This window comes from Halorubrum sp. GN11_10-6_MGM (genome assembly GCF_005435165.1).
In the GTDB taxonomy this organism is placed as follows: domain Archaea; phylum Halobacteriota; class Halobacteria; order Halobacteriales; family Haloferacaceae; genus Halorubrum.
The window spans coordinates 1-23367 of record NZ_SGUC01000015.1; the positions used below are offsets into that span (position 1 = coordinate 1).

Consider the following 23367-nt stretch of genomic DNA (forward strand, 5'->3'; position numbering starts at 1 on the left):
GTCAGATCTTGAAACGTATCGAGAACTGGTCTGTTCGATCTTTCACGACTACGCCGATCGGATAAGCTTCGCAAAGTCATGGATTGATCGCTTCTTATCTATTCAAAAGTTATGACTATCACTAAAGAGCGCGAACCGCGAGGCTGGGGAGGCGTGAGGTGCTGTGCGGAGCGGTGCGGGGTGGGGTTCAAAGGGGCAGCCGCGATGCCGGCGCAGGGGACGTAAGCACCGCAGCGAGCAACGCGAGCGAGGAGCGCAACGAGCGTGCGCCGGCATCGCGGCTGGGGCTTTGGAGGTGTTCCTCGAATATCCAGCTTCGATTATTTATAAGCGAGCAGGTGGGGTGTCAGCGGCGTTCGTCGTATCGATCGGACACGAACTGCCGACGGCACCAATCACCACAGACGGATATACACAAAACGTCTTATAAACCCGATCTGTTACATGAAGTCCGCGATGCCGGACTGCTTGTTGGTGTCGTCCTCGAAGATCGATTCGAGCGACCCCTCTAACACTTTCAGTCGCTGTTTCGTGTAGGGCCGACAGTCGAACCGCTCGGCCACCTCGATGGCGGTGTCGACGTACTTGCTCACCGAGCCCTCGTGGACGGTGAGGTTCACGCGGCCGCCGCACTCGCGGCACTCGCCCGTCAGGGGCATCCGGCGGTACTTCTCGCCGCAGTCGAGACAGCGCGTCTCCTGCCGCGAGAACGCGCGGAGGTTCCCGATGATGTCCGGCAGGAAGTGGTACTCGATCACGCGCTCGGCGACGTCCGTCTCGTCGACCGCGCGCAGCTTCCGGGCCAGCTCCAGCTGCGCGTCCATCTTCTCCATCATGTCGCCGAGCGTCTTGTACGCCGACAGGTCCGGCCCCATCGCGATGTTCGTCGTGTCGTGGGTGTGATCGAATCCGTGGTACTCGTCGTCCGTGCCGAGCGTGTCCTCGCCGATCTGGATCAGCTCCTCGACTTCCTCCGGATCGGCCAGCTCCCGCGACGCCTCGTACAGCTCCAGCGGATACTCGCGCACGATGTCGACGTTGTGCGCCTCGTCGTCGATCTCCGAGGGGTCGATCCGCGAGGACATGACGAGCGGCGCGTCCATCCGCCCGCCGCGCTGGTCCGGCAGAAATTCCTTCGAGAAGTTGAGAAGTCCGTCCATGAGGAGCATTACACAATCCTCGTCGCCGTCACATTGCTTAGATGATATATCATTTGAGATTAATGAATGAGTTCCCTCCACGGAAAGACAGTAGACATGCTGGCAGTCGGATTCAATTAGTTCGATTTGTGAGATTTCGTCTAAATAGAAGACATCGGATCCACCATCAAACACACGTGATCCCTGAGTGTTGTAATTTGAAATACTATTTTCGAGTTGTGTCTGCTTGCGAGTTAGATGAATGTCAACCTGTTCAGAAAATCGAACGGCGTCTACAGACGAAACCGTAATTTCGTAGGATTGAGCCATTAGCGTCTCATCGTCATCATCGTAGAACTCTGGGAATCTATCGCGTAGCAGCGTTCTGTCCGGCTCTCTCACCCTCGCTTTGATTCCGATTCGTGTTAGTAATGCTATTAGATCCGTTTTGAGTTCCGTACTAATTGTTGTCGCACGTACTCCAATACCGTTGGATTCAACAGATCCATCGCCACTAAAATACCCTGAGAGATATGCGGAGATGATCTCGTCGGATGCGTCGAATATGGGGCTCGGAACTCGTTTTGTGTCGGCAGAGATCCCAGCGTCAAGTACCGTGTCAAAGAGAATCCGGACTAGTCGACCGGAAACGGTGACTTTAGCGTGATTTTCTTCGTAGGGATCCACGCCGAACTCCTCAACAAGGGTATCGAGGAAGAACTGACGGGCTTCTGTCTCGGTTCCACAGATTGTCGTTTGGTGGATTATTCCCTTTGGAGTCTGTTGCTCACGGGTGAATCCCTCTGCCGCGTAGTACCCGAGTAGAGTGGCAACTGATTCGTTTATTTCGAGGTACCGATCAATCTCCGTTCGGTCGCGTTTGATTCCGAGAGAAGCATCGTTGGGTACGAACTCAAGGAGATCATCGACCGAGTCGAAGCACTGCTGAAGGTACGCAACCGGGAAGCTTTCTCGATAGAGATAATTGCTTAGCGTCTTCTTGTTCGTCTCAAATATTTCAGTCATACTCTGGAGCGGATAAAATGGGCCGTCCCACGCGTCAGCAAAGGTACTCTCAAACAGATCGTAGAGGCGTTCTTTCTGTAATCCTTTTATCATTAAGCGGTCGTTCGGCACTTCGTCAACCGAAATGAACTCTTTGAGGAGATCGAACTGCTTCGTCCCATATCGTACATTGTCCTCAATTGAATGGGGAGTTACAAGCCGATCAGTATCAGACAACTCCCGTGCTTCTTTTTTACTCATCTTATCCTGTTCAGAATTATAGACGTGAACCTCGTGATCTGGGGTAATGGTGAGAGATCGACCAGATCGAGTATGGATCTTCACCATGTGATCGGGAGCGGGATGTTTGCTGACTGCCTCGATCGGCCGAGAAACCTGTTTTCCGTCCGCTGTCAATGATGGAACTGACAGCTCTCCGTCGACTCCCTCCAACTCGCCGATTGCGGTCCCGAAGTCGTCGAACTCGACATCCGACTGCTCGAGGTACGTCTCGACGAAGTCGTCGATTTCGTCGTATCTCAATTGACCGGTCTCGTCCTCGTACCAGATTTTCGTCTCCGGGTGGAAACAGTTCCGCCGTTTCGCGGCGTGAAAGTACGGATGCGCGTATCCCACGGCGGCCGAGGTGAAACCTACCACTCTCCCGACAGTTGCCGCGCTCGTGTGGGGGGCCATCCCGAAGACGAGCTCGCCGACGAGGTCGTCGCGCTCGTTCACCTCGTAGAAGCGGTCGAGCCCGTAGAACTGTTCGAGCAGGTCGTCGACGAAGTCCGCGGTCTTGAGCATGTGCTCGGCGGCGCCGTCGGAGAGCACGATGTCCTGAACGCGGAGCTCGATCACCTGGTCGTCGTGGCGGAGGGGCTCGCCGTCGACGTCTGTCTCGTAGCCGAGTTCGCGGAAGTGGTCCGCGGTGACGTCGAGCTCCTCCGGCTTGACCGCGGTGACCGGGAGGTCGGTCATGTCGTAGCGGACCGTGCCGTCCTTGAACGACGTGACGCCGTTCTTCGCGCGGAGGACCCCCTTCTCGATCGGCTCCGGCGTCTTGTTCCGCGAGGTGAGCCCCTGGACCCCTTTGAGGATCTCGAACGCCGACTCGCGCTCGCCAACCGTCTCCAGCGCGGAGCGGTACGCGTCGTTGACGTCGACCTCCTGGTAGGTCGCGGCCGTCACCTCCCACTCGCAGTTCGGGCACTCGACGCGGCCGGCCTCGTCGGGCGTACAGACGGTGCCGCAGTCGCCGCACTCGTAGTGCGGCTCCGTGTGCGTCTCGCAGTCGGGGCACAGGGCGGCGTAGGTGTGCTCACCGCAGTCGGGACAGACGCGGTCGGAGACCTCCAACTCGTGGCGTCCCCGCCGCCCGGTGTCGTCCATGACGTTCGCGGCCTCGGCCACGTCGCGCTGGGGACCGCCGGCCTCGTTGATCGGGAAGAGGGTGTGGACCGCCGGCGAGAGGTCGCGGCTCTCCGACTTCTCCGGGCGCCCCATCCGGTTGCCGATCCGGGTCGGGGCGCGCTCGCGGACCTCGAAGGGCGCGACCTCGTTGACGGCGCGGACCGCGTTCTCGCCGTCGGCGTACTCGCGGGCCGCGGTCGAGAGGTCCGCCGAGTCCCACTCCTTCCGGAGCCCGTCGTCGACGCCGAGCGACCGCGCGAGCGGGCGCCACGTCGGGATCCGGAGCGCGTCGGGCGTCGCCGCGTGTTCGATCAAAAGCGACTCCAGCGCGTCCCGGACCGGCTCGGTGCGCTCGATCGCGAGGACGCCCGCGACGATCTCGCCCCCGGCGACCGCGTCGGCGAGCGCCTCGAACGCCTCGACCGAGACGTCGTGCCAGAGGTACGTGTACTCGGGGTGGAGCGGGCAGTCGTACTCGCGCGCCCACGCGAGCGCCTGGTCGACGTCCGGATGTTCGAGGTCGACGTGGGGGTCGTCCCCCATGGCCTGAACGTCGGCGCCGGCGGCCTCGAACTCCTGGACCCACCACTCGGGGGCGTAGGAGGCGGGCGCGAGCGGGTGGTTGTTCTCGACGAACTCCCCGTAGTTGACGAGGTACTCGCCCAGATCGAGCACCTTCTCGACCCCGTTTCGGAGCTCCTTCGCCTCCTCCGGGTCGTCGATCCGGCGGACCTCGCCGTTGGCGAGCCGGACCGTCGGGCCCTCAATGGAGTCGACCGGGACGACGCCGTGGGCCTTCCCCGGCCGCTCGGTCTTGATCTGCGTCCCGGCCGCGAGGAAGTCGTCGACGATGTGCATCGTCGCCGGGTGGACGCCGCCGGTCGCGAACCCGTGGTTGCGCGCGCGACCGTATCGGAGGCGGAACCCGCCGGCCTCGCTCGGGTGGGTGAACACGGGGCGGCCCGCGATGAGGTCCCGGAGGAACTTCTGCGAGGGCTCCGCGCGCGGCGGCCCCGCGGCCTCGTCGTCGGTCGGGCCGTCGGTCTCGGACGCCCCGTCGTCCGACTCGCCGTCGCCCCCCTCACCGTCGCCGTTCGCTGCGTCGGTCGCTTCGGCCTCCGCCCCGTCGCCGTCGCCGGCGCCGTCCTTCCCGATCGTCCCGTCGATGAGGTCCTGGAGCCACGGCCAGTCGACCTCGTCCAGATCGCGGGTGTACCGCTGGATCTTCGGGGCCTTCAGCGCGATCCCCTCGGCGGCGACGAGGCACATTCCCCCGCGGGCCGAGTTCGTGTCGACGCGTTCGAGGTCGCGGAACCCCGAGACCTCCTCGTCGCTCGTCGCCTCCCCGTCTAACATTACGGGGATGTGCTTCGCGATGAACTTCGACTCCTTGTCCTTCGGCGTGTACTGGAGCCCGGTCTCCTTGTCGTAGAGGGCGATCTCCTCGGCGTAGCGCTCGACCTCGACGTCTCGGGGCTTGTACTCGTCGACGTCGAGCAGCGACCGGGCGTAGTCGGCGACGAGCACCGACAGCGCCTGCGCGGTCCCGCCCGCCGAGCGGATCGGTCCGGCGTAGTAGACGTTGACGAACTCGGTGCCGTCGTCGTTCTCCAGCAGCTCGACGCGGTCGATCCCCTCGATCGGGGCGGCGACGACCCCCTCCGTGAGCAGCGCGACGGCGGTCCGGACCGCCCCCTCGATCTTCCCCTCGCGGGAGTCGTAATCGCCGACGTTGCCGTCGACGAAGTCGGTGACGAGCTCCAGCGCCGCCTCTTCTCGCGACATCTCGCCCTCCAGATCGCGGACGCGCTCCGCGACGCCGTCGATGCCGAGGATGTTCTCGACGCGGTCGGCCATGTCGCGGGCGACCGGGATCTCGATCTCCGGCTCCGGGTCTCGGCCCTGCTCTTTGGCCGCCTCGGCGACGTCCCACGCCTCGTCGAGACGCTCCTCGATCCGCGCGAAGTAGCGCTCGTCGTCCGGTCTCATCGGGTCTCGGTCGCGGGGACCGGCCGCTTCGCTCGTCGGGTCACAGCCACAGGTCGAGGTCGGTGGCCTCGTCGTGCGAGCGCTCCAGCGGCTCGGCGAACGCGCGCAGGTGGCACTCGCCCGCCCAGACGGTCGCCGAGTCGAGGTGGCCCGCGAGCGCCTGCCCGCTCGGCCGCGAGAGCACGGCGTGGGTGTGCGCGAACACGTCGCCCTCCAACAGCGAGACGTTGCCGACGCAGGCGGCCACCTCCAGCGGCTCGTCGAACGTCACCGAGCGGTACTCGGTCTCCTCCTGATCGTAGAACCAGACGTCCGCGTCCTGGACCGCGCCGAGCGCCGTGAACCAGCCGGCCTCGACGTCCTCCTCGCGGGCGAGCGACTCGATCTCCTCGCGCCAGTCGGCGCCCGTCTCGAACCGCGCGACGTACTCCGCCGTGGGTTCGACCTCGCGATGGTACATAGCGACTTCCCACGACCGCGGGGGAGAAAAAGGCTTCAGTCGAACCGAGTGAGGACCGCCGGACTCGATTTAATATAGCGCCATATGATTTACTTGGCGGCGAGCGGGTACACAGGAGATACGACAGAGAGGGCATCAAGACGCGTCTATCCGGCTAAAACGGTCGATCAGCCGAAAGCGGCGATGTGACTCACGGAGCGGAAAGAGAGAAAGCGTCGCGGAGCGGACCGACTCAGAACGGGGCCTGCGGGCCTTCGTCGTCGCCGCCGTCGTCGGTCGTCTCGCCGGGGAACGAGGGAGACATCCCGCCGCTGCTGGTGCCGCCGAGGTCGCCGTCCGCGCCGGCGGCCGCGCCGGTGTCGGCGTGGACCGTCTCGATCTCCGGGATCTCCTTGACCATCCGGGACTTGATCGCCTGGATCGTCATCGGCGAGATACCGCAGCCGGAACAGGCGCCGCCGAGCTGGACCGTGACCTCGCCCTTCTCGCGGTCGAGGTGGGCGATAGCGGCGCTCCCGCCGTGCATCTGGATCTGCGGGAAGTTGCGCCGCAGGAAGTTCGTGATCCGCTCGCGGAGGTCGTTGTCCGCGTCAGTTGCGTCCGTGCTCATGCCCGCGAGTTGGCGGGCGGCGGGCTTATGCCTTTGGTTCGGCCGGATTCGGGCCGACGACGGGGAGTTCGTCGGGTCCGTTACTCGGGTCCGTTACTCGGGTCGATCGACGCCGAGCGTCCGGTACAGCTCGGACTCGATCCGCTCGACGTACTCGTCGAGCGTCTCCTCGAACGTCTCGTCGTCGACCGCGACGGCGCCCCGGATGCGCTCGCGCGGGTTCTCCGGGAGTTCGACGCGGAACTCGCCGTCCTCGTAGAACGGCTCCGACTCGTTGAGGACGGTCTGGTCGATCCCGTGGATCAGCTCCGAGTCGTACCGGTCGTTCATCTGGTTGAACGCGTTCTTGTACGCCCGCTGAAGCTCGTTGAAGTAGTGCGCGTACTTGTCCTCGAACTTCTCCGGGTCGAACTCGTCGGCCATGTCGCGAGCGAGGAACCGGCGGGAAAAAAGCCGGTCGATCGGCGCCGAGACGCTCGAAAAGCCCGCCGGAGTGGTCACTCGGGCGCTTCGGAGCGAACGCGTCGATAAATCATATAACGCGATATAGAATTCCGAGACGTGCCGATCGACGAGCCGGGGTCGCGTCGCAAGCCGGGGCGGAGGAAGGTCGTGATTCGCGGCCGCTCGACGACGGAGAGCGACGACGGCGTCTCTCGGAGCGGCCGAGAAGCGCGAAAAAGGAAAGAACCGCGCGGCCGCGTTAGTCGAGGTCGAAGCGGTCGAGCTTCATGACCTCGCTCCACGTCTCGACGAAGTCTTCCACGAACCGCTCCTCGTTGCTCGCGTACACGTCAGCGATGGTCCGGAGCCGCGCGTTCGACCCGAAGATGAGGTCGGCGCGCGTCGCTTCCCACGCGACCTCGCCGGTCTCGCGGTCGCGGATGTCGTAGACGTCCTCGTCTTCGGTGACCGCGTCCCACTCGTACTCCATGTCGAGCAGGTTCACGAAGAAGTCGTTGGTGAGCGTACCGGGCTCGTCGGTGAAGACGCCGCGGTCGGAGTCGCCGTAGGTCGCGCCCAACGCGCGGAGGCCGCCGGCCAGCACGGTCATCTCGCTCGCGGTCAGGTTCAGCAGGTCCGCCTTGTCGACCATGAGGTCCTCGACGTCCTCGTCGGTGTCGCCGAGGTAGTTACGGAAGCCGTCGGCCTCGGGCTTGAGCGCCTCGAACGACTCCTCGTCCGTCTGCTCCGCCGTCGCATCGACGCGCCCAGGCTCGAACGGGACCTCGACGTCGTATCCCGCGTCGGCCGCGGCCTGCTCGACGGCGGCGGTGCCGCCCAGCACGATGAGGTCGGCGAGCGAGACGCGGACGTCGTCGGACCGCGACTCGTTGAACTCAGCCTGAACGTCTTCGAGCGTCGCGAGGACGTCGGCGAGCTTCTCGGGCTCGTTGGCCTCCCAGCTCCGCTGCGGTTCGAGGCGGATGCGCGCGCCGTTGGCGCCGCCGCGCTTGTCGCTGTCGCGGTAGGTGGACGCCGCCGCCCACGCGGTCTTGACGAGCTCGCCGGTCGACAGCCCGGAGTCGAGGAGCGCACCCTTGAGGTCGGAGATCTCCGCGTCTCCGATCGTCTCGTAGTCGGCGTCCGGGAGCGGGTCCTGCCAGATCATCGTCTCCTCGGGGACCTCGGGGCCGAGGAAGCGCTCCGGCGGGCCCATGTCGCGGTGGATGAGCTTGTACCACGCCTTCGCGAACGTCTCCTGGAACTCGTCGGGGTCGTCGCGGAACTCCTCGAGGACGGCCCGGAAGTCGTCGTCCTCTTTGAGGGCGACGTCCGTCGTGAGCATCATGACGTCCTCCTTGTCGTCGGGGTCCGCGACGCCGGGCGCGGCGTCGTCGAGCTCGTCGTTCTTCGTGGTCCACTGCCACGCGCCGCCGGGGCCCTTCTCCGGCTCCCACTCGTAGCTGAGCAGATTGTTGACGTAACTCAGGTCCCAGACGGTCGGGGTGGCGTTCCACGGCCCCTCGATGCCGCTGGTGATCGTGTCGGGACCCATCCCCTCGCCGAACTCGTTGTCCCAGCCGAGGCCCTGGACGTCGATGGGGGCGTCCTCGGGCTCCGGGCCGAGGTTATCGCCGTCGTCGGCGCCGTGGACCTTCCCGAACGTGTGGCCGCCGGCGATGAGCGCGACGGTCTCCTTGTCGTTCATCGCCATACGACTGAACGACTGCCGGATGTTCTTCGCCGAGCCCTCCAGATCCGGCTCGCCGTTCGGGCCCTCGGGATTGACGTAGATGAGGCCCATCACGGTGTTGCCGAGCGGCGCTTTCAGGTCACCCTCCTCGTCGAAGCGCTCCTCGGAGGTCATCTCCCACTCGCTTTCGGGCCCCCAGTCGACGGCGTCGTCGCCCCTGAAGTCGTCGGCGCGGCCGCCCGCGAAGCCGAACGTCTCGAAGCCCATCGACTCCAGCGCGACGTTGCCGGCGAGCACGATGAGGTCCGCCCACGAGAGCTTCTCGCCGTACTTCGTCTTGACCGGCTCCAGCAGCCGTCGGGCCTTGTCGAGGTTCACGTTGTCCGGCCAGCTGCTGATCGGCGGGAGGCGCTGATGTCCGCCGGCGGCGCCGCCGCGCCCGTCGAGGGAGCGGTACGTGCCGGCGCTGTGCCACGCCATCCGGATGAACAGCGGCCCGTAGTGTCCGTAGTCGGCGGGCCACCACTCCTTCGAGTCGGTCATCACGTCTTCGAGGTCGGATTTGACCGCGTCGAGGTCGAGCTCGTCGAACGCCTCCGCGTAGTCGAACGCCTCGTCGTACGGACCGAGGTCGGCGGAGTTCTGATCGAGTAGCTCCAGATCCAACTGGTCCGGCCACCAGTTTTGGGTATTACTAACCATCAAAAAATAGTCGCTCCTCGTCGGTGATAATATTGTCTAATTCGGAAAGGGAATCATCGGTATAATGAATGGATTCTATCGAAATTATGAAGTTCTATTTGTCGATCTGCGAAGTCACCATGGAGGACCGCAGCGATACTCCGCGGCGTTTGCGAGGACAGAGGGGAAATAGAAAAGCCGATCAGTTCGGCGGGCAGACAGTTCGGGGGTCGCCGAGGGCGTTCGGAACGCTCAGCGGTTCAGCGTGTGGATCGCCTGTCCGCGGGCGTTCTCGGCCGCCTCCATCACGGCCTCCGCGAGCGTCGGGTGAGTGTGGACGGTCGCGGCCACGTCTTCGAGGGTCGCACCCATCTCGACCGCGAGCGCGACCTCGGCGATCAGCTCCGACGCCTCGGGACCGACGATCTGTCCGCCGAGGACGAACCCGGTCTCCTCGTCGGCGACGATCCGGACGAACCCCTCGGTGTGGCCGGTCGTCATCGCCCGGCCGGAGGCGTTGAACGGCATCTCGCCGACCGCCGGCTCGAATCCGGCGTCGTCGGCCTCCGCCTCGGTCATGCCGACGGTGCCGATCTCGGGGTCGGTGAAGACGGCCGCGGGAACCACCTGCCGGTCGAGCGCAGCCGGCTCGCCGGCGATCACCTCGGCCGCGACGATCCCCTCGTTGGAGGCCGCGTGCGCGAGCATCGGGTCGCCCGCCACGTCGCCGACGGCGTGGATGCCCTCGACCGCGGTTCGGGTGCGATCGTCGGTTTCGACGAACCCGCGCTCGTCCGTCTCGATCCCGGCGTTCCCGAGGTCGAGCCCGTCGGTGACGGGCTGGCGGCCGACCGCGACGAGGATCTTGTCGACGCCGTACGTCGACTCCTCGCCATCGCCGGACTGCGTCCGGCTTCCAGAGGCGCTTTGCGCCTCGCTGTCCTCCGTCTCCGTGTGGAGGAGGTAGCCGCCGTCGGGCGCCTCGGACCACTCGCTCGCGCCCTCGCCGAAGTTGAACTCGATCCCGAGCTCCTCGGCGCGCTTGCGGACGATCCGCTTTACGTCGTCCTCGTAGGGGTCGAGGATGTCGTCGAGCATCTCGACGACCGTCACGTCCGCGCCGAGCTTCGCGTACGTGGTTGCCAGCTCCATACCGATGTACCCCCCGCCGACGATCCCGAGCCGGTCCGGGACGCTGTCGGCGTCGAGCGCGTCGGCGGAGCTCCAGACGTGGTCCTCCGAGAAGTCGAAGCCGGGGATCTGGATCGGCCGCGAGCCGGTCGCGACGATCGCGTGTTCGAACGAGAGCGTCTCCGAGCCCTGTCCGTCACCGCCGTGCGCGACGCGGACGGTGGACTCGTCGACGAACGAGGCGGTCCCCTCGATCAGATTCACGCCGTTCGCCTTACACAGCTTCTCGACGCCGCCCGTCAACTGATCGACGACGCCGTCTTTCCACTCGGTCATCTTGCCCATGTCGACGGCGGGGTCCGCGTGGACGCCCATGAACTCCGCGTTGCCGGCCTCGTGGGCGAGCCCGCTGCCGGTGATCAGCGCCTTCGAGGGGATACAGCCGCGGTTGAGACAGGCGCCGCCGTAGGCGTCCTTCTCGACTAAGGTCGTGTCGAGCCCCTCCTGTGCGGCGCGGATGGCGGCGACGTAGCCGCCCGGCCCCGCGCCGATGACCAGTACCTCCGTTCCCGTGGTGACGTCTCCGACGACCATTATTCGTTGAGTAGCAGCAGGGGGTTTTCTAGGTGTTCCATGACGGTGTTCGCGAACTCGGCCGCGACCGCGCCGTCGACGACCCGGTGGTCGATCGACAGCGACAGCGGCAGCGTCGGCGCCGGGACGACGGTCGAGTCGTCCGAGTCGTCGAGGAAATCGGAGTCGACGTCGGCGTGGTCCCGGACGACGGGGCGCTCCTCGATGGCGCCGAGCCCGAGGATCGCGGTCTCGGGGTAGTTGATGATCGGCGTGGCGTACTCCCCGCCGATCGCGCCGAAGTTGGTGATAGAGAAGGTGCCGCCCTTCATCTCCGCGGGCTTGAGCTTCCGTTCGCGGGCGCGGGAGGCGAGGTCGTTCACCTCGTCGGCCAGCTCGAAGAGCCCCTTCTCGTCGACGTCCTCGACGACGGGCACCATGAGGCCCGCGTCGGTCGCGACCGCGATACCGAGGTTGTAGTCGCCCTTCAACACGATCTCCTCGTCGTCCTCGCGGAGCTCGCTGTTGAGGTAGGGGAACTCCTTCAGCCCGGCGACGATCGCCTTCATCACGAACGGCATGTAGGTGAGTTTCACCCCCTCGGCCTCGGCCTTCGGCTTCAGCTCCGCTCGCGCCTCGACGAGCGCGTCGACCTCGGCCGTGTCGTGGTGGGTGACGTGCGGTGCCGTGTACTTCGACCGCTCCATCTGCTTCCCGATGGTGCGCCGCACGCCGCGGTAGGGGACCGTCTCGTCGCCCGAGTCGGCGTCGGCGGAGCCGGTCGTCGCGGCCGCGTCGGCCGACGTCGAAGCGGGCTCGCCGCCGGCGTCGACCGGCTCCGGCGTCGGCTCGGGCGGCGACTCCAGCGCGTCCGCGTACGCGTTCACGGCGTCGGCCGTGACGAACGCCTCGCCGTCGCGGGTCTCGTCGGTCGGCACGTCGTCGAGGTTGACGCCGCGCTCGCGCGCGACCTTGCGCGTCGCGGGGGTCGCGAGCGTCGTGTCGCGACCGGCCGGTTCGGGACCGCCAGCGGCCGTCGTCGCCGCGGAGTCGTCCGACTGCCCCGCGGCGCCGCGCTTGCTGACCGCGGACTTGCGCCCGCCGGCGTCGATGTCGGTCGGCGCGGGACGCGGTTCGGATCCGTCGTCCGCTCCGGCCGCGTCGGCGGACGCCGCATCCTCCTCGGCGTGGGCTCGAACGTCGGCCTCGCTCACGCGCCCGCCGGGACCGCTCCCGTCGACGGCCGCGACATCGACGCCCAGCTCGCGGGCGAGCCGGCGGGCCGACGGCGGCGCGAACGTCCGTCCCGACGGGGTGTCGGGCTCGGCGGGCTCCGAGTCTGCCGTGTCGGCGGCCGCGTTCGGCTCCGCTTCCGGCTCGGACTCCGCATCCGCCTCGTCGGCCGACGCCGCCGGATCGGCCGCGCCGCCCTCGTCGGCGTCGCCCCCATCGTCGACGCGGAACGAGATGATCACGTCGCCGACGGGGACCATCTCTCCCTCCTCGACGAACAGCTCCTCGACGACGCCGTCGTAGCTCGACGGCACCTCGACGAGCGCCTTGTCGGTCTCGACCTCCGCGACGGGCTGGTCCTCCTCGACGCGGTCGCCGGGCGCGACCAGCCAGCTGACCAGTTCGCCCTCCGCGACGCCCTCGCCGACGTCGGGCAGTTTGAACTCCTCGATCGTCATCGATCGGCCTCCGCTGTGGTCATGGGTGTATCTCCGGGGGTCATCTTAAAATTCGACCGCCTCCAGGATTCCCTCCTCGATGCGCGCCGCGGACGGGAGGTAGTAGTCCTCCAGCGCGTACAGCGGGTACGGCACGTCGAAGCCGGTGACGCGGCCGATCGGCGCCTCCTGGTACAGCAGCGCCTCTTCCTGAAGGATCGCCGTGATCTCGCCCGCGAGTCCCCCCGTCTTGGGCGCCTCGTGGACGACGACCGCGCGGCCGGTCTTCTCGAAGGCCTCGACGATCGCTTCGCGGTCGAGCGGCGAGACCGTACGGAGGTCGACGACCTCGCACTCGATCCCCTCCTCGCCGAGCGTCTCGGCGGCCTCCATGGTCGGGCGGGTCATCGCGCCGTACGTGAACACGGCGACGTCGTCGCCCTCGCGTCGGGTGACCGCCTCGCCGAGGGGGACCGTGTACGGCTCCTCGGGCACCTCGTCGCGGAACGCCCGGTAGATGAGCTTCGGTTCGAGGAAGATCACCGGGTCGGGGTCGCGGATCGACGCCGCCAACAGCCCCTTCGCGTCGTAGGGGGTCGAGGGGATGACGACCTTCAGCCCCGCCTCGTGGGCGTAGAACGCCTCCTTCGATTCGGAGTGGTGTTCGGGCGCGCGGATCCCGCCGCCGTAGGGGGCTCGCAGCGTCATCGGGAGCGTGAACCGTCCGCGGCTGCGGGCGCGGAACCGCGCCATGTGGGAGACGATCTGGTCGAAACCGGGGTACATGAACCCGGAGAACTGGATCTCCGGGACCGGTCGCATCCCCATCGCGGCCATCCCGACCGCGGTGCCGACGATCCCCGATTCGGCGAGCGGCGTGTCGATCACGCGGTCGCCGCCGAACTCGTCGTACAGCCCCTCGGTGGCGCGGAAGACGCCGCCGTTCTTCCCGACGTCTTGCCCCATCACGACGACGTCGTCGTCCTCGCGCAGTTCGGTGTGTAATCCGTCTCGGACCGCCTGTACCAGCGTGAGATTCTGTGTCTCGGTCATTTACTCCTCCAAGAACGCCGCGTCGCCGCGGTCGTCGCGCAGCGCGGCGAACTCCTCGTACTGCCGTTCCAGCTCGGGCGGAAGCTCCGCGTAGGCGTGTTCGAACAGCGCGCGCGGCTCCGGGCGCGCCATCGACTCCGCGGCGTCTATCGCGTCGGCGACCCGGGCCTCGACCGACGACTCGATCTCCGCGACGCGCTCGTCGTCGAGGACGCCCTCGTCCCGGAGGTACGACTCGAGCCGGTCGATCGGGTCCTTCCGCCGCCACCGCTCGACCTCGTCGTCGTCGCGGTAGACGGTCGGGTCGTCGGCGGTCGTGTGCGCGCCGAACCGGTACTGGACCGCCTCGATGAGGGTCGGCCGCGGCCGGTCGGTGTCGGGGTCGCGCGCCTTCTCCAAGGCCGCTTCCGTGACGCTGTACACCGCGAGCGGGTCCATCCCGTCGACCTGAACGCCGTCGATCCCGTACGCCTCGGCCTTCTGCGCCAGCGTCGCGCTCCGAGTCTGTCGCTCGCGGGGCACGGAGATCGCCCACTGGTTGTTGTTACAGAAGAAGACCGTCGGCGTGTCGAACACGCCGGCGAAGTTGACCCCCTCGTGGAAGTCGCCCTCGCTCGTCGCGCCGTCGCCGAAGTAGCAGATGAACGCGTCGTTCTCGCCGCGCAGCTTCGACGCCCACGCGGCGCCGGTGGCGTGGGGCACCTGCGACGCGATGGGGACGGCGACCGGGAAGACGTTGACGTCGTCGGGGGCGCGGTTGCCGTCCTCGTGGCCCATCCAGTAGAGCAGCGTCTGTTTCAGCGGGAGCCCATGGACGAGGGCCGCGCCGTGCTCGCGGTACGAGGGCACCATCCAGTCGTCCGCGTCGAGCGCGTACGCCGACCCGACCTGGGCGCCCTCCTGCCCGGAGAGCGGGGGGTACGTCCCCATCCGGCCCTGCCGCTGGAGGCTCACCGCGCGGCCGTCGAAGTGTCGCGCTAGCCGCATGTGCCTGTACATCTCGACGAGCGACTCGTCGTCGAGGTCGGGGACGTCGCCGACGACCTCGCCGTCCTCGTCGAGGACGCGAACCGTCTCGTCGTACGCCCTGTCGAACACGCTCACGGTCGAACCCACCTTCGCATGTCCGATCCGTCCACCGCCCGGGTAATATCGTTTTCGTAAATAATTTAGTATGCTCAGAAATAGCGGCGTCGCTCTGAGAAACCGTCCATCAGACGGGGTGAGAATCGGACATTTCTGAACAAGCTCGGAGGTGTTCGGCAATATTTTCGCCAACATGTGCGTTTCGCCGGTCAGTAACGGACGAACAGGAAGGTTTTCGCGCCGGTGCCGGCCCCCGGAGCGCCGACTGACGGGTCGGAGCAATCGGCTGGCACTTCGGAGCGTGCGGGTGACGTTTCGGAGCGCCGACGCTACCCGATCGAAGGAGGTCGATATCGAGGAAATAGTCGGACGGGCCGTCTGGGGCCGACAGAGCCGCTATCCGAGTCGGAAGGAGGGTTCGTCCGGCTCGCCGTCGAGGTCCTCCAGCTGGATCACCTCTTCGTCGCCGTCCTCCAGCTGCTCGCGGAGGTAGTTGACGTACCGCTTGTGCTCTTCGAGCTGCTCGCGGAGGTGTTCGGCCTCGAGCTCTAACCGCTCGTGCTCGCGGACGAAGCTCTTCGGGACCTCGATCTTCGGGGGGAACGACTCCCCGCTCTCGCCCATGCTGTCCAGTTCGGCCTCCGGGATCACCCGGACCTGGCCGTCGTGGGCAACGAGCGTATCCACGTAGTCCCGGAAGACCGCCGACAGCGAGATGTCTCGCTCCTCGGCGATGTCGCGGAGGGTCTCGAACGCGTCCTCGTTGACGCGGAACGAGATCGTCTTGTTCTTGTTGCCCATTATCGGACCGTTCGTTCCGCAGATCACTTAAGCGTTTGTCAGACGGTCGCAAGAACGGGAGTCTCGGGGCGATCCGAACGGCTATCGGGGCGCCCGACGCGCCGGTCGCGTCAGGGCTCCGGCGCGTCGGCCGGATCGGTCCCGTCCGGTGCGTCGCCGAGCGCGGCGTCGGCGCCCGCGTCGGTCGCGGACTCGTCGTCCGCGAGTTCGTCGCCGCTCTCGTCGAGGTCCTCCAGCGCCGACAGCGCGGCGGCCTTGTACGTCGCGGGGTCGAGATCGTACTCCTCGCGGGCCATCCGCGCGTACTCGTTACTCTCGTCGTCGAACGCGGCGACGCGCTCGACGGTGCGACGGGCGGTCTCCGCGACCCAGCGGTCGCGGGTGGCGGCGTCGACCTCGGTGATCGACTCGGGGCGGACGGAGACCCGGACCGTGCCGTCGTCGGTCTCGTAGGTCCGGGGTTTCCCCACGACTGCGACGTAGGCCGGGGGCTCCAACTCCCGGAGTTTGGAAGCGGCTTCCGGCTGGTACTGGCCGGCGTACACGAAGAACGTGCCCGTCGGGTCGACGATGCGGCCGCGCCAGTACTCGCTGTCCTCGCCGACGTCCTCCTTCTCCGTGAGCGTGCCCACGAAGAACACGCGGTTCGAGGACTCGCCGGTCGGTAACAGCGCGTAGACGGGGGCGCGCTCGTCGTCGGATTCGGTGAACGTGTAGCCGGCGTCGTTGAACTCGGTGGCGAACACGCGCCGGGCGACCTCTCGGGTGGGTGCGGATTGGCTCATTTAAATCGACCTCGCTTCGATCAGCGCGCTTTCAACGTCGACGGCGCCCGGGTCCTCCATCTCGTCGACCAAGACGTACCGGCCGAACGTGGGGCCGGTGACGCGGTAGTAGCGCCCGAGCACGTCCTCGCCCATCTCCTCGGCGACGACGGTGGTGTCGAGCGCGTCCATCGCCATGTCCTTGGCCTCCTCGAGACTCATGCCGGTGAGATTCTCGGTGGCCTCGCGGTCGAAGATGACCTCGGTGACGGTCTCGCCGTCGTCGAGGACACCCTTGATCCGGAGGTCGAACTCCCCTTCGACCTGCCCGTGCTCGGAGCAGCGCCCGTTCTGGAGGACGCGCGTACAGTCCTCCTCGGGGCAGCGCTTGATCAGCCCGGAGCCGGACTGGATGTCGACGAGGGCGCCCTCGACGGTGTCGGCGTTGTCGCCGACCTCGATCTCCTCGTCGATCTCGGTGATACCCGTCGTCCGGTTGAGCTTCACCGAGTAGCTCCCTTCGTACTCGTCGGTGACGACGTTCGAGAGCTCGTAGGACTGCCCCTCAGTCAGCTCGGGGAGGTCGGAGGTCTCGAAGGCGACGAACTTGATCGTGCCCGACTCGTCGCCGAGGAGCCCGACCTGCGAGATGGAGTCGCTTCGGGGTTCCCACAGGTCGACCAGCTTCACGCGTAAGTCGACCCACTGCTCGTCCTCGTCGATGTCGTTGACGAGGACCTCCTCGCTGCCGCCGCGGCCGAGTTCGTCGCGCTCCATTCCGGCGTCTTCGAGGTAGCTGTTGGTGACGCTCCGGCTCGCCTCGTCGAGCGGCACGCGGTACTCGTCGACGAGCGTTTCGAGCCGCTCCTCGACGTCGTCGGGATCGACGTCGGTGTGGTCCGAGAACTGTTCCGCTATCGCTTCCGCTTCCTGTCGCAGTTCGCTCATGGGGTGTCTCCGCCTCCGGTCTTGTTTTCAGTGGGAGGCGTACGACGGTTGGTTCCAGATGGTATTAAAATGTACGTGACCGCGGTGAAAGTGGAACGAAACGCCCACTTGAGGGCCGCTACGCGGTGTTCTTTCGATTCGGGGAGATCGGACGACGCCGGGGCCTCCAACCGCGTCAGACGCTCGTCAGCCGTGCGCGGGCTTCGTTTCGAGTGGAACGATGACACGGGGCGGAGTCACACGGGTGAGGATCCGACGGTGGTGACGAACCGGGGCGGTGGCGCGCGCCTCCGAGCGCCCGAGAGGGCGCGAGGAGCGCCGCGCGAGGGAGTCGCGAGCGAACGGCGACCGAAGGGAGCCCGAGCGAGCGACGAGGCTGGGGAGGTGCGAGGTGCTGTGCGGTCGCAGTGGGACTCGAAGGGGCAGTCGCGAGGGCGAAGCACGGCAAAGCAAGGACCGCAGGAGCGAGCGAAGCGAGCGACGAGGACCGAAGCGAGCCGCGCGAGCCGTCGCGACTGGGGCTTCGGGAGTGTTCGTGTCGAGCGGGTGTTTATAAGTAGAAACAGTATCGTACAGCCGAGCGACTGGGACTTCGGCGGTTTTGGCCGTGAAACCGGTCGTCGGACATCGGTTCGCCTCTGCGTAGTTGTCATCTCAGTTCGCGTCCGGGAACGGCACCTCGATCAGGTCGCCGTCGTCGGGGAGGAGACACTCGCCGTCGAAGACCTCCCGGGCGTCCCGGCGGATCGGACTCGGGTTCGCCGCGTACCGCGAGGAGATGTGAACCAGCGCGAGCCGTTTCGCGTTCGCCCGGGCCGCGATCGACCCCGCCTCGCGGCCGGTCGAGTGGGCCGTGTCGCGGGCGCGGTCGGCCATGTCGTCGGCGAAGGTGGCGTCGTGGATGAGCAGGTCGGCGTCTTCGGCCGCCTCGACGGTGGCCTCTCGCGGGCGCGTGTCCGCGGTGTACGCCAGCTTGCGCCCCGGACGCGCCGGGCCGACGACCTGCTCGGGCTCGACGACGGTCCCGTCCTCGGCCTCGACCGGCTCCCCCTCGTGGAGACGCCCGAACTTCGGGCCGACGGGGACGCCGAGCTCCTCCGCCTTCGGGCGGTCGAACCGCCCCGGGCGGTCGTCTTCCTCCAGCACGTACCCCTGCGACACCGTCCGGTGTTCCGTCTCGAAGGCGCGCACCGCGTACTCGTCGGTCTCGTAGGCGACCTCGCCGGGCGCGACCGGTTCGATCCGCACCGGAAACGCCGGGTCGTGGCCGACCGCGTGGACGAGGTCGCGGAGGTGGCCGTCGGTGCCCGGCGGACAGTGGATCGTCAGCGGGTCGGTGCGGTCGTTGAACCCGAGCGTCTGGACGAGACCGGGGATCCCGAGGACGTGGTCGCCGTGGAGGTGCGAGACGAACACGCGGTCGACGGCGAACCCGGTGCCGGCGCGCATCATCTCGCGTTGGGTGCCCTCGCCGCAGTCGAAGAGGAAGCGGTCGCCCTCGCGGTTGACGAAGACGGCGCTCGCCGCGCGCTCGACGGTGGGAACGGCGCCCCCCGTCCCGAGGAACGTGACGCGAAGAGACATGGCGAGTCGTCGGGGCGGCGGTTGTAAACCGGTGTCGATGCGGGGGAGGCAGGAGTCGACCCGACCGACGGTCGACAGCCACATCTGTCCGGGCGCCCGAACGCGGCCATGCGAGAGCCGATCGCGGCCTTAGTCCGACAGGAGGGATGGCGCGCCGAGGGAGCGGCCGCCCGCGTCCACTACGAGGGGGGCGACGACCGGTTCGCGGTGGAGTTCTACGCCGAGACGGGACACGTCCTCTACTGGTCCGTCCCGACCGACGACGACGAGGGGGAAACGGCGGCGCCGGTCCCGCGCGACGGGGTTCCGGACCCGCTCCGGCGGCGGGTCCGGGGCGACCTCGACGAGGCCGGTATCGATTCGGCCGTCGAGCGGCGCGACCTGTGAGTCCGACGCGGGGGCGACGAAGACGCCTCGTCCGACCCGGACGGCGGCGAATCCGAGGCCGTCGGAGACGATATCAGCCGATCGAAGGCGTGATACCGGTGTTTTCTGCCGATGTATTTCGGTTCGAAGGAAACCTATTTGCCCGCTTACCTGATACGGAGATTCGATGAGTGGCGTCGACTGGGAGGAAGACGATCCCTTCGAGGAGCAGCGGGACAAGATCGAGAATCCGATGAAGCGGCTGTTCGTCGAGTACGGCCGCGACTACGTCCCGCAGGTGACGGTCGGGGTGTTCGCGAGCGTCTTCGCGCGGCTGCTCGACCTGCTCCCGCCGCTAATGCTCGGGATCGCCATCGACGCCGTGTTCTACGAGGACGCCCTGTTCAGCGAGCAGATCCCGCTGGTCGTCCTCCCCGACGCGTGGCTCCCGACGGGACAGACGGAACAGTTCTGGTTCACCATCGCCGTCATCGGCGGCGCGTTCGGGATCGGCGCCGGGTTCCACTGGGTCCGCAACTGGGGGTTCAACGCGTTCGCGCAGAACATCCAGCACGACGTCCGGACGGACACCTACGACAAGATGCAGCGGCTCAACATGGATTTCTTCTCGGACAAACAGACCGGGGAGATGATGTCCATCCTCTCGAACGACGTGAACCGGCTCGAACGGTTCTTAAACGACGGGATGAACTCCCTGTTCCGGCTGTCGGTGATGGTCCTCGGCATCGGCGTCCTCCTCTTCTGGATCAACTGGCAGCTCGCCTTGGTCGCGCTGCTGCCGGTACCGATCATCGGCGGGTTCACCTACCTGTTCATCAGGATCATCCAGCCGAAGTACGCCGAGGTGCGCTCGTCGGTCGGGAAGATGAACTCTCGGCTTGAGAACAACCTCGGCGGCATTCAGGTGATCAAGTCGTCGAACACCGAACACTACGAGTCCGACCGGGTCGACGACGTCTCGATGGACTACTTCGACGCCAACTGGGACGCGATCACGACCCGGATCAAGTTCTTCCCGGGGCTCCGCGTGCTCGCCGGGATCGGCTTCGTCCTCACGTTCGTCGTCGGGGGGCTCTGGGTGTTCCAAGAGAGCCCGCCGGGGCCGTTCACCGGCGAGCTCTCGGTCGGGATGTTCGTCGTCTTCATCCTCTACACGCAGCGGTTCATCTGGCCGATGGCCCAGTTCGGGCAGATCATCAACATGTACCAGCGCGCCCGCGCCTCCTCGGCGCGGATCTTCGGCCTGATGGACGAGCCGTCGCGGCTCGCCGAGGACCCGGGCGCCGAGGACCTCTCGGTCGGCGACGGGGACGTGGTCTACGACGACGTCTCCTTCGGCTACGACGAGGAGACGATCGTCGAGGACGTCGACTTCGCGGTCGAGGGCGGCGAGACGCTCGCGCTCGTGGGGCCCACCGGCGCCGGGAAGTCGACCGTCTTGAAGCTGCTCCTCCGGATGTACGACGTCGACGAGGGCGCCATCGAGATCGACGGGCAGGACGTCCGCGACGTGACGCTCAAGTCGCTGCGCCGGTCGATCGGCTACGTCGGCCAGTCGTCGTACCTGTTCTACGGAACGGTCCGCGAGAACATCACCTACGGCACGTTCGACGCGACCGACGAGGAGGTCCGCGAGGCCGCCGAGGCCGCCGAGGCCCACGAGTTCATCGAGAACCTCCCCGACGGCTACGACACGATGGTCGGCGAGCGCGGCGTGAAGCTCTCCGGCGGGCAGCGCCAGCGCGTCACCATCGCGCGGGCGGTGCTGAAGGACCCGGACATCCTCATCCTCGACGAGGCGACCTCCGACGTCGACACGGAGACCGAGATGCTGATCCAGCGGTCGCTCGACCGGCTCACGGAGGACCGGACGACCTTCGCGATCGCCCACCGGCTCTCGACGATCAAGGACGCGGACACCATCCTCGTGTTGGAGGGCGGGCAGATCGTCGAGCGCGGCACGCACGACGAACTGCTCGACAACGACGGGCTGTACGCGCACCTCTGGGGCGTTCAGGCGGGCGAGATCGACGAGCTGCCACAGGAGTTCATCGACCGCGCACAGGAGCGCACCGCCCGGATCGTCGAGGACGCCGAGAGCGACGACGACTGACCGGGACCCCGAGACGGCGCAGAGCCGCGCGACCGCCCGAACGAACCGTCACCGCGGGAGCCGATCCGCTCCGCCAGAGCCGTCACCGCGGGAGCCGCGTCCACTCCTCCGAGGCCGTCTCCGCGGACGCGTCGGCGTACCCCAGCGCGTCGAGGACGGCTTCGCGGACCTCCGAGGGGTCGCGGAACTGCGTCTCCTCGCGGCCTTCGAGCAGGCCGTCGAACCGCTCCGTCGACGTCCGTGTCTCCACGACCGCGGCACCGTACTGCTCTATCAGTTCCGCCGCCGTCACCGGGTAGCGGTGTTCGCGGAGCGCCCGCTTCAGCGGGCCGAATGTCACGGCTGAGGCCGGATCGTGCGCCTCCGGGTCGTGTTCCGCGTTGTCACCGCTCATGAAGCCGCGATCCGTGCCGAGCGCCATAATACCCCGGGAGCGTCCGGGACGGGGGCCGGCACGGCAGCCGAGCGCCGCGAGCGCGGCGAGCGCCGCGAGCGGCGGGTTCTCACGGCGCCGGCGACCACCGCCGCCTATACGACGCCGGCCGCCGAGGGTCCGGTATGCGCCTCAGCGAGGTCACGTGGACGGACGTCCGCGACGCCGACGTCGACGTCGCGTTCCTCCCGGTCGGCAGCACGGAACAGCACGGGCCGCACGCCCCGCTCGGCACCGACGCGCTGAACGCCGTCGCGGTCGCCGAGGCCGGCGCCGACGCCTACGAGGGGCCGGGAGCGGGCGACACGCCGATGCCGGACCGAGGGGAGGTCGCGGTCGCGCCGCCGGTCCCGGTCGGCGTCGCCGAGGAACACCGCGCGTTCGACGGGACGATGTGGGTCTCCCCGGAGACGTTCCGGGCGTACGTCCGCGAGGCCGCGGCGTCGCTGGTCTCGCACGGGATCGATCGCGTCGTGTTCGTCAACGGCCACGGGGGGAACGTCGAGGCGCTCGCGGAGGTCGCTCGCCGGTTCTCGCGCGACCCGGACCACGCGGGGTACGGCGTCGCTTTCACCTGGTTCGATGCCGTCGGCGACCACGCGAGCGACATGGGTCACGGGGGGCCGCTGGAGACGGCGCTGCTGCGCGCGACGAACCCGGAACTGGTCCGAGAGGACCGAGTCGACGAGGCGAGCGCGGGGGCCGCCGGCCGATGGGGTGAGTGGGTCGCCGGGGTGAACCTCGCGCACGACTCCGACGAGTTCACCGACAACGGCGTGGTCGGCGACCCCCGGGAGGGCGACGCCGAGCGCGGCGCGGTCCTGCTGGACCGTGCGAGCGCGGCGCTAGCGGAGCTGGCGGCGGCGGTCGTCGACCGAGACGCTGTGTGAGAGCGGTCCGCAGCGGTCGCTACTCCGCCGCGTCCTCGTCGCCGGAGTCTGCCGCGTCCTGAAGCGCGCCCCGGATCGCCGGGACGGTGCCGGTGAGAGAGGAGACCTCCTCGGCGGCGGCCTCGATGTCGCCGACGAGCGACTCCAGCTCCTCGATCTCGGCTTTGAGATCGTCGGCGTCGTCGAAGGCGTCGGCGCGCTCGCCGAGGACGTACGCCTTCTTCGCCGAGCGCACGCCCTCGATGGCGTCCTCGGCGTCGAGCGCGGACTTCAGCCCGTTGAGCGCACCGAGGACGTTGTCCGCGTCGGTCTCCCACACCGCGTCGGGATCGGGGAGCGCCTCGCGCGCCGCCGCGAGGTGTTCCTCGACCTCGGCGCGGGTCTCTTCGGCCGCCTCGCCGAACAGGTCGTCGTCGTCGAACGTGGATTGGCTCATACCGGACCCGTCGTGCCCGCACCGTTTAAAAACGCGCCCGAAAGCGGAAGTGAAACCGGCGACC

18 protein-coding genes are annotated in these 23367 nt (G+C 67.2%); 3 read left to right on the forward strand and 15 right to left on the reverse strand.

The features are described from left to right. Positions 1 to 440 precede the first annotated feature (440 nt). The 13 genes from polC to rnz form a co-directional block, all read right to left on the reverse strand. Positions 441 to 5546, reverse strand: a complete 5106-nt coding sequence (gene polC / locus EXE46_RS09095) for a DNA polymerase II large subunit (RefSeq protein ID WP_137688090.1) — start codon at positions 5544 to 5546, stop codon at positions 441 to 443. 40 nt (positions 5547 to 5586) lie between these two features. Next, positions 5587 to 6006: a PPC domain-containing DNA-binding protein gene (locus EXE46_RS09100; RefSeq protein WP_004598657.1), complete on the reverse strand. Its 420-nt coding sequence runs from the start codon at positions 6004 to 6006 to the stop codon at positions 5587 to 5589. Between the two features lie 232 nt (positions 6007 to 6238). Continuing rightward, on the reverse strand, positions 6239 to 6616 hold the full coding sequence (locus tag EXE46_RS09105) for an iron-sulfur cluster biogenesis protein NfuA (protein ID WP_048077172.1): 378 nt from the start codon (positions 6614 to 6616) through the stop codon (positions 6239 to 6241). Between the two features lie 93 nt (positions 6617 to 6709). Then, positions 6710 to 7039 (reverse strand): DUF5783 family protein, encoded by a 330-nt coding sequence (locus EXE46_RS09110; RefSeq protein ID WP_048077171.1) that lies wholly within the window; start codon positions 7037 to 7039, stop codon positions 6710 to 6712. 280 nt (positions 7040 to 7319) lie between these two features. Next, positions 7320 to 9455 (reverse strand): catalase/peroxidase HPI, encoded by a 2136-nt coding sequence (katG, locus tag EXE46_RS09115; protein WP_137688091.1) that lies wholly within the window; start codon positions 9453 to 9455, stop codon positions 7320 to 7322. Between the two features lie 231 nt (positions 9456 to 9686). Beyond that, positions 9687 to 11159, reverse strand: a complete 1473-nt coding sequence (gene lpdA, locus EXE46_RS09120; RefSeq protein ID WP_137688092.1) for a dihydrolipoyl dehydrogenase — start codon at positions 11157 to 11159, stop codon at positions 9687 to 9689. Then, positions 11159 to 12829, reverse strand: a complete 1671-nt coding sequence (locus EXE46_RS09125; protein WP_137688093.1) for a dihydrolipoamide acetyltransferase family protein — start codon at positions 12827 to 12829, stop codon at positions 11159 to 11161. The genes lpdA and EXE46_RS09125 overlap by 1 nt, the downstream gene beginning before the upstream one ends. A 45-nt stretch (positions 12830 to 12874) precedes the next feature. Then, a complete protein-coding gene (locus tag EXE46_RS09130) occupies positions 12875 to 13861 on the reverse strand; it encodes an alpha-ketoacid dehydrogenase subunit beta (protein ID WP_137688094.1) in 987 nt (328 codons plus the stop codon). Then, positions 13862 to 14965: a pyruvate dehydrogenase (acetyl-transferring) E1 component subunit alpha gene (pdhA, locus tag EXE46_RS09135; RefSeq protein WP_137688095.1), complete on the reverse strand. Its 1104-nt coding sequence runs from the start codon at positions 14963 to 14965 to the stop codon at positions 13862 to 13864. Positions 14966 to 15343: 378 nt separating this feature from the next. Continuing rightward, positions 15344 to 15748: a CopG family transcriptional regulator gene (locus EXE46_RS09140; RefSeq protein WP_017341905.1), complete on the reverse strand. Its 405-nt coding sequence runs from the start codon at positions 15746 to 15748 to the stop codon at positions 15344 to 15346. Positions 15749 to 15858: 110 nt separating this feature from the next. Then, entirely contained in the window at positions 15859 to 16533 is a 675-nt protein-coding gene (locus EXE46_RS09145) for an RPA family protein (protein WP_137688096.1), read from the reverse strand. Then, complete coding sequence (locus EXE46_RS09150) at positions 16534 to 17460, reverse strand: replication factor A (protein WP_137688097.1); 927 nt, start codon at positions 17458 to 17460, stop codon at positions 16534 to 16536. It abuts the gene before it with no gap. A gap of 654 nt (positions 17461 to 18114) precedes the next feature. Beyond that, positions 18115 to 19044, reverse strand: coding sequence for a ribonuclease Z (gene rnz / locus EXE46_RS09155; RefSeq protein ID WP_137688098.1), 930 nt, complete (start codon positions 19042 to 19044; stop codon positions 18115 to 18117). Between the two features lie 108 nt (positions 19045 to 19152). On the opposite strand from rnz, the gene EXE46_RS09160 reads away from it, so the two are divergent. Next, positions 19153 to 19431, forward strand: coding sequence for a hypothetical protein (locus EXE46_RS09160; RefSeq protein ID WP_137688099.1), 279 nt, complete (start codon positions 19153 to 19155; stop codon positions 19429 to 19431). 166 nt (positions 19432 to 19597) lie between these two features. After that, positions 19598 to 21544, forward strand: coding sequence for an ABC transporter ATP-binding protein (locus EXE46_RS09165; RefSeq protein ID WP_137688100.1), 1947 nt, complete (start codon positions 19598 to 19600; stop codon positions 21542 to 21544). A gap of 82 nt (positions 21545 to 21626) precedes the next feature. Here EXE46_RS09165 and EXE46_RS09170 read toward each other — a convergent pair whose 3' ends face one another. Beyond that, positions 21627 to 21938 (reverse strand): hypothetical protein, encoded by a 312-nt coding sequence (locus EXE46_RS09170; protein WP_137688101.1) that lies wholly within the window; start codon positions 21936 to 21938, stop codon positions 21627 to 21629. A gap of 164 nt (positions 21939 to 22102) precedes the next feature. Here EXE46_RS09170 and EXE46_RS09175 point away from each other — a divergent pair, with 164 nt between their 5' ends. Then, complete coding sequence (locus tag EXE46_RS09175) at positions 22103 to 22867, forward strand: creatininase family protein (RefSeq protein WP_137688102.1); 765 nt, start codon at positions 22103 to 22105, stop codon at positions 22865 to 22867. Positions 22868 to 22886: 19 nt separating this feature from the next. On the opposite strand, the gene EXE46_RS09180 is transcribed toward EXE46_RS09175, so the two are convergent. Further along, positions 22887 to 23303, reverse strand: a complete 417-nt coding sequence (locus tag EXE46_RS09180) for a DUF5790 family protein (protein WP_137688103.1) — start codon at positions 23301 to 23303, stop codon at positions 22887 to 22889. Positions 23304 to 23367: the final 64 nt, after the last annotated feature.

Excerpts from the sequence above, each read along its gene's own strand:
- EXE46_RS09110 (WP_048077171.1), bottom strand. The coding sequence starts at position 7,039 with ATGGCCGACGAGTTCGACCCGGAGAAGTTCGAGGACAAGTACGCGCAC.
- EXE46_RS09170 (WP_137688101.1), bottom strand. The coding sequence starts at position 21,938 with ATGAGCGGTGACAACGCGGAACACGACCCGGAGGCGCACGATCCGGCC.
- EXE46_RS09105 (WP_048077172.1), bottom strand. The coding sequence starts at position 6,616 with ATGAGCACGGACGCAACTGACGCGGACAACGACCTCCGCGAGCGGATC.
- EXE46_RS09140 (WP_017341905.1), bottom strand. The coding sequence starts at position 15,748 with ATGGGCAACAAGAACAAGACGATCTCGTTCCGCGTCAACGAGGACGCG.
- EXE46_RS09150 (WP_137688097.1), bottom strand. The coding sequence starts at position 17,460 with ATGAGCGAACTGCGACAGGAAGCGGAAGCGATAGCGGAACAGTTCTCG.
- rnz (WP_137688098.1), bottom strand. The coding sequence starts at position 19,044 with ATGTCTCTTCGCGTCACGTTCCTCGGGACGGGGGGCGCCGTTCCCACC.
- katG (WP_137688091.1), bottom strand. The coding sequence starts at position 9,455 with ATGGTTAGTAATACCCAAAACTGGTGGCCGGACCAGTTGGATCTGGAG.
- EXE46_RS09180 (WP_137688103.1), bottom strand. The coding sequence starts at position 23,303 with ATGAGCCAATCCACGTTCGACGACGACGACCTGTTCGGCGAGGCGGCC.
- EXE46_RS09160 (WP_137688099.1), top strand. The coding sequence starts at position 19,153 with ATGCGAGAGCCGATCGCGGCCTTAGTCCGACAGGAGGGATGGCGCGCC.
- EXE46_RS09165 (WP_137688100.1), top strand. The coding sequence starts at position 19,598 with ATGAGTGGCGTCGACTGGGAGGAAGACGATCCCTTCGAGGAGCAGCGG.
- polC (WP_137688090.1), bottom strand. The coding sequence starts at position 5,546 with ATGAGACCGGACGACGAGCGCTACTTCGCGCGGATCGAGGAGCGTCTC.
- lpdA (WP_137688092.1), bottom strand. The coding sequence starts at position 11,159 with ATGGTCGTCGGAGACGTCACCACGGGAACGGAGGTACTGGTCATCGGC.
- EXE46_RS09175 (WP_137688102.1), top strand. The coding sequence starts at position 22,103 with ATGCGCCTCAGCGAGGTCACGTGGACGGACGTCCGCGACGCCGACGTC.
- EXE46_RS09145 (WP_137688096.1), bottom strand. The coding sequence starts at position 16,533 with ATGAGCCAATCCGCACCCACCCGAGAGGTCGCCCGGCGCGTGTTCGCC.
- EXE46_RS09125 (WP_137688093.1), bottom strand. The coding sequence starts at position 12,829 with ATGACGATCGAGGAGTTCAAACTGCCCGACGTCGGCGAGGGCGTCGCG.
- EXE46_RS09130 (WP_137688094.1), bottom strand. The coding sequence starts at position 13,861 with ATGACCGAGACACAGAATCTCACGCTGGTACAGGCGGTCCGAGACGGA.
- EXE46_RS09100 (WP_004598657.1), bottom strand. The coding sequence starts at position 6,006 with ATGTACCATCGCGAGGTCGAACCCACGGCGGAGTACGTCGCGCGGTTC.